The organism is Chelativorans intermedius, assembly GCF_025398255.1.
Classification (GTDB): Bacteria; Pseudomonadota; Alphaproteobacteria; order Rhizobiales; family Rhizobiaceae; genus Chelativorans; species Chelativorans intermedius.
Map to the genome: position 1 here is coordinate 1 of NZ_JAODNW010000058.1, position 4,541 is coordinate 4,541.

Consider the following 4,541-nt stretch of genomic DNA (forward strand, 5'->3'; position numbering starts at 1 on the left):
GGGCTGATTGCCAAGGCGATGCTGGTAGTTCCCGGTCACTGCCTCGCCCAGGCGGCGCGCGAGTTCCTGGCGCTCTATCCGACCGCCCGCATCCTCGTTGCCGACGAAACCAACTTCACCAAGAACAAGCGGCATCGCTTCCTCGCCCGCGCCGCCACGGCCAACTGGGACGCAATCATCATCACCCATTCGGCGTTCAGGTTCATCTCCATTCCGTCCGCCTTCGAGCAGCAGATGATCCACGATGAGTTGGAGCTCTACGAAGACCTGCTGACGAAGGTCGAAAGCGACGACCGCGTGTCGCGCAAACGGCTCGAGCGGCTGAAGGAGGGGCTCAAGGAACGGCTCGAAGCGCTCGCCACGCGGAAGGACGATCTACTGACCATCTCCGAGCTCGGCATTGACCAGATCATCGTCGACGAGGCCCAGGAGTTCCGCAAGCTCTCCTTTGCCACCAACATGTCGAGCTTGAAGGGCGTCGATCCTACGGGCTCGCAGCGGGCGTGGGACCTTTACGTCAAGTCCCGCTTCGTTGAAACCAAGAACCCCGGCCGCGCGCTTGTGCTGGCGTCGGGCACCCCGATCACCAATACGCTCGGCGAAATGTTCTCCGTGCAGCGCTTTCTCGGCATCGAAGCGCTGAAGGAGCGTGGTCTGCACGAGTTCGACGCCTGGGCCTCGACCTTCGGCGATGTGACGACCGAACTCGAGCTTCAGCCCTCGGGTAAATACAAGCCTGTCACGCGCTTTGCCACATTCGTCAACGTCCCCGAGCTCATCGCCATGTTCCGCACCTTTGCGGACGTCGTGCTGCCCGAGGACTTGCGCCAGTATGTGAAGGTGCCGGCGATCTCGACCGGCAAGCGCCAGATCAGGACCTCCCGGCCGTCCGCCGCTTTCAAACGCTACCAGACCGTGCTCGACGCCCGCATCAAGGCGATCGAGGAACGGGAGGGACCGGCGAAGCCCGGAGACGACATCCTGCTGTCCGTGATCACTGACGGTCGCCACGCCGCGATCGATCTGCGCCTTGTTGATCCCTCCAATGCCAATGAGCCCGACAACAAGCTCAACGACCTGATCGGCAACGCCTTCCGCATCTGGGCAGAAACCTCGCAGAACACCTACCGCAAGCCCGACGGCGATCGCTTTGAGCTGCCCGGTGCCGCGCAGATGATCTTCTCCGATCTCGGCACGATCAGCGTGGAAAGGAGCAGGGGGTTCTCTGCCTATCGCTGGATCTGTGACGAGCTCGTTCGCAGGGGCGTTCCGGCATCGGAGATCGCCTTCATACAGGACTACAGACGCGCGCAGGCCAAGCAGCGGTTATTCGGCGACGTCAATGCCGGCAAGGTCCGGTTCCTGATCGGCTCGTCGGAAACCATGGGCACCGGTGTCAACGCCCAGCTGCGCCTCAAGGCCCTGCATCACCTCGACGTGCCATGGCTGCCCTCGCAGATCGAGCAGCGGGAGGGTCGCATCGGCCGGCAGGGCAACCAGCATGACGAGATCGATATCTTCGCCTATGCGACGGAAGGCTCGCTCGACGCCACCATGTGGCAGAACAACGAGCGCAAGGCCCGGTTCATCGCCGCCGCACTTTCCGGCGACACCTCGATCCGCAGGCTTGAGGACATGGGCGAGGGCCAGGCCAACCAGTTTGCCATGGCCAAGGCGATCGCGTCGGGCGACCCGCGCCTGATGCAGAAGGCCGGGCTCGAAGCCGACATCGCCCGGCTGGAGCGCCTGCGCGCCGCCCACATGGACGATCAGCATGCGGTCCGCCGTCAGATCCGCGAGGCCGAACGCGACATCGAGGTCGCAACCCGCCGCATTGCTGACATCGGCATGGACATCGACCGGCGTCTCCCGACCGCGGGTGAGGCTTTCGCAATGACGATCGCCGGCAAATCCTATTCCGAGCGCAAACCCGCCGGCAGGGCGCTGATGAAGGAGATCCTGACACTGGTGCAGCTCCAGCAGGAGGGTGGCACTGTACTCGCCTCGATCGGCGGTTTCGGCGTCGAATTCTCCGGCGAGCGGTTCGGTGGGGATGGATATCGCTACACCACCATGCTCATGCGAACCGGCGCCGAATATGAAATCGAACTTCCCGTCACGACGACACCGCTCGGCGCAATCTCACGCCTCGAACACGCGCTTACGGCGTTCGAGGACGAGAGGCTCCGGTCTCGCCAGCGACTGGCGGACGCGGAGCGAAGGTTCGCCTCCTACCGCGCTCGCCAGGGCGGAGCCTTCGCCTTTGCGGGAGAGCTTGACGACAAGCGCAGGCAATTGGCCGAGATCGAAAAGGATCTGGCCGACGATGTTATCGCCAACGCGCCAGGTGTCGATAAGGCTGCATGACGCGCGTTGCGCTCAACCCAACCGATCCTCATCATCGACCAGCTCCAGGCGGGACGGGCCGCTCGCGCTCCACTTCCAGAGCACCAGATTCATGTCACCAAGACCGGCTCCCTTCGCGAAACTGCGAACGAGCAGGCCGTTATAGCCTTCCCCAATCAGGTTGCGCGCGAAACGCTGTGTGCGTGCCTCACCTGTCTTGATCATCTGATCGCGCCAGGTCGGATCTGCCAGTGAGGCTTCGTCAAGACCCGCCGCCGTAAGGGCTGCCGTATCTGAGGCGTCGAAGACCATCTCGATCTCGGCACGGTAACAGACCAACGTCGTCGGCTGCAGATCGCCTACTTGATTGGACTCCCTCAGAGCGGTCAGCACGGATGTCGAGGTGTAAAGGGCCGGAACACCCTTCGGATTGAACCGGCCCCCATAGCGTTCCGCACCGCGCCCCGACATCGGTTCGCGGGCGAAGACCGGATTGATTGCCCGGTAGAGCTTTCCAGAATAGGTGAGCGCCACGATCAGGCATGCACGCCGGCGTCGACGGCATCGATGAAATCGAGAACCTCTTCGGCCCGACCGTCGCGAACCAGCTGCATGGCCGTCTGCCCGGAAAATCCCGGCAACGGCTCGGACCGATACCAGGCATAGGCCATCAGCGCGGAACCGAAACGCGGTTCGACCTTGTTCACGATCTCCACCATTTCGCGCAGGCGGCGCTGTGTCTTGTCCGAGCGCACCCGATCCTTGCGCTGGATCGCGTCCTTGCCAAGGCCGACCGTCCGCGCGATCTCTTCGCTCGTCGTGCGGAAGACGTTTGCGATCTTGCTCGGCGCGAACATCCCGTGATCTGAATATTGTGCGAGATTCATTCTGCCACCTCATTCAAGCCAGTGTTTCTGACGCAATATAGCGTCAATTGCAACGGCTTTCAAGTGCCGCGCACCGCATGTTGGCGAGTTGCAGAGGTGCGGTGCGCCAAATGGTGGCGGGTGAAACAGGATAGCAGGGATGAGGCAGGGGGAAACGAGTCCCTCGCAGAGCGGCCAGGCCGCTGCCGGTTTCACCTCAACCGCGCCGCTCGCGATCCCGGCCCGTCGGTCCGCGCAGGGCTGAAAGCCCCGCTCTCCCTGCCGGGCAGGGATGCTCCGCCGCAGTTGCACCGGCCCGGCCGCTCCGCGGGCCGGGGGATGTCTTCGGGAAGAAGACGAAAAAGGGACCGGCGTGGTGCCGGGCCCAAACCCCGAAAGGAGCATCCCGATGGAACTCAAGCTCGTCGATCCGCGCGCGCTCGTCGAAAACCCCGACAAGGCCCGCCGCTCGAAATCCAATCCCCAGGCCGATGCGCTGCTGCTTGCAACGATCAAGGCCGTCGGCATCGTGCAGCCGCCCGTCGTGGCGCCTCAGCCCGATGGCGGCAACGGCTTTGTCATCCAGGCCGGGCATCGCCGCGTCAAACAGGCGATCGCCGCCGGTCTCGAAGAGATCACGGTCATTGTCGGAGAGGCCGCCGAGGATGGTGGCGCCATGCGTTCGCTCGTCGAAACGCTCGCCCATGAAGGGCTCAATCCGGTCGACCAGTGGCGGGCGATCGAGCGCCTCGTCGCTATTGGCTGGACGGAAGAGGCAATCGCCGTGGCGCTCGCACTTTCGGTCCGCCAGATCCGAAAGCTGCGGCTGCTCGCCAATGTGCTGCCGGCCATGCTCGATCATATGGCCAAGGGCGATATGCCGAACGAAAGCCAGCTCCGCACGATCGCGGCTGCCTCGCTCGAGGAGCAGAAGGAGGTCTGGAAGGCGCACAAGCCCAGCAAGGGCGATCCACAGGTCTCCTGGTGGAGCGTCGCCAACGGCCTTTCCAAGACCCGCATGTATGCGCGCGATGCGAGTTTCGACGACGAACTGCGCGAGGCCTACGGCATTTCCTGGGTGGAAGACCTGTTCGCGCCCGCCGACGAGGACAGCCGCTACACCACCGACGTTGAGGCTTATCTCGGTGCCCAGCAGGAGTGGATGACGCGGAACCTGCCCAAGAAGGGCGTCATCACCGAGGCCAATACATGGGGTCAGCCGGAGCTGCCCAAGAAGGCCGAACGGGTCTACGGCAAGCCGAAGAAGTCCGATCACTCCGCCATGTATCTCGATCGCGACGGCAAGGTGCAGACCGTTCACTTCCGGAT

Annotated in this window: 4 protein-coding genes; 2 read left to right on the plus strand and 2 right to left on the minus strand. The window is 63.5% G+C overall.

Translation table 11 applies throughout. The features are described from left to right. A partial coding sequence (locus tag NYR58_RS20030; protein WP_390880978.1) for a helicase-related protein occupies positions 1-2,367 on the plus strand: 2,367 nt, incomplete at its 5' end. 12 nt (positions 2,368-2,379) lie between these two features. Here the strand turns inward: NYR58_RS20030 and NYR58_RS20035 are convergent. After that, a complete protein-coding gene (locus tag NYR58_RS20035; protein WP_261522899.1) occupies positions 2,380-2,880 on the minus strand; it encodes an RES family NAD+ phosphorylase in 501 nt (166 codons plus the stop codon). 2 nt (positions 2,881-2,882) lie between these two features. Continuing rightward, positions 2,883-3,233: an MbcA/ParS/Xre antitoxin family protein gene (locus NYR58_RS20040; RefSeq protein ID WP_261522900.1), complete on the minus strand. Its 351-nt coding sequence runs from the start codon at positions 3,231-3,233 to the stop codon at positions 2,883-2,885. A gap of 388 nt (positions 3,234-3,621) precedes the next feature. On the opposite strand from NYR58_RS20040, the gene NYR58_RS20045 reads away from it, so the two are divergent. After that, on the plus strand, positions 3,622-4,541 hold a 920-nt coding region (locus tag NYR58_RS20045; RefSeq protein WP_261522901.1), incomplete at its 3' end, for a ParB N-terminal domain-containing protein.